General features: G+C 56.9%; 1 pseudogene. It reads left to right on the top strand.

Annotated features, from left to right (window positions below):
- Nucleotides 1-1,569 (top strand): annotated as a pseudogene (locus GRP75_RS26505) (WIAG-tail domain); the annotation flags it as partial.

The raw sequence follows: 1,569 nt of genomic DNA, 5'->3' as shown, positions 1-1,569 counted from the left end.
TGTCTGAGCATGCCGTACACCCCCGGCATTTGGCACCTGGCGCAGTACAGGACAGAGCGCTAGCAGAAGGGGTAGTAAAGTCCGTGCATATCGCACCGGAGTCCATCCAGTCGCATCATCTGCAAATGGGAACCATTCAGGGTGTGCATATCGCCTCACAGGCGATATCGACCGATGCTTTGCAGAATGAATCTGTTACGTCCGACAAATTGGCGGATGAGAGCGTGACTGCCGCCAAGCTGTCTGCCCACTCGGTCCAGCCGTGGCACATTACAGACGAAGCGGTGCAAGCCAATCATTTGGCAGAAGAGGCCATCCAGTCGAACCATTTGGCTCCGGAATCCGTCACCTCTGATCATTTACAGGCTTCCTCGGTGTTTGCGAGACATCTGGCCGTTGACAGTGTGTCAGGTCGTGCGCTTCAAGCAGAAAGCATCACCTCGGAAAAGCTGGCGGCACGCTCGGTGCAAGCGACGAATCTCGCGGAAGGAAGCGTCGGTCCTTCACAGTTGTCTGAGCATGCCGTACACCCTAGGCATTTGGCACCTGGCGCAGTACAGGACAGAGCGCTGGCAGAGGGGGCAGTGAAGTCCGTGCATATCGCACCGGAGTCCATTCAGCCGCACCATCTACACCTTGGAACCATTCAGGGTGTGCATATTGCATCCCAAGCAATATCGACCGATGCTTTGCAGAATGAGTCCGTTACGTCCGACAAATTGGCGGATGATGGCGTAACTGCTGCCAAAATATCTCCTCATTCGGTCCAGCCGTGGCATATTACGGACGAAGCGGTGCAAGCCAATCATTTGGCAGAAGAGGCCGTCCAGTCGAGCCATCTGGCTCCGGAATCCGTCACCTCTGCTCATTTGCAGGCTTCGGCAGTGATGACCCGGCATATTGCGCCCGGGAGTGTATCGGTTCACGCGCTCCAGGCAGGCAGCGTGAACGCTGAGAAGCTTGCGCTTCGGGCGGTGCGTGCATCGAATCTAGCAGAAGCCAGCGTAAACTCCGTCCATTTGACGGAGCATGCCGTACACGCTCAGCATTTGGCCGATGGGGCGATCCAAGGGTCCGCACTGGCAGAGGGCGTGGTGCAGTCTAGGCATATCGCGCTGGATTCAGTCCAGTCGGAGCATCTGCAAGCAGGGGCTATTCAGCCCCAGCATGTAGGCTGGCAGGCGGTGGCTGAGGATGCTATACAGGAAGGAGCGGTGACGTCCAGCAAGCTGGCAGATGGAACGGTACAGTCCCGCCATGTGGCTGAGGAGGCTATTGCAAGCCACCACATTGGAGAGGAAGTTATTGATTCGCATCACCTAAAGCCGGGCTCGGTGACACTGGCTCAGCTGTCCACAGATATACATCTCTCGGGACTTTTGCCAGAGGAAGGCGTCAGTGGCGACAGACTTCAGGCAAACAGTGTATCTCGCAGCCATCTGAAAGCTCAGGCCGTCGACAGCGAGGTGCTGAGCCCAGAAGCCGTGGGACCAGAGCATCTGCAAGCGGCTGCGGTACAAAGCCATCATGTGGCAGAGCAGAGCATTGAAGGTCATCATCTGGTGGAAG

The sequence above is a fragment of the Paenibacillus sp. OT2-17 genome, assembly GCF_009827695.1.
GTDB lineage: Bacteria > Bacillota > Bacilli > Paenibacillales > Paenibacillaceae > Paenibacillus > Paenibacillus polymyxa_B.
Note: the sequence above shows the minus strand (reverse complement) of the source record. Positions and strands in the feature narration are given on the sequence as shown.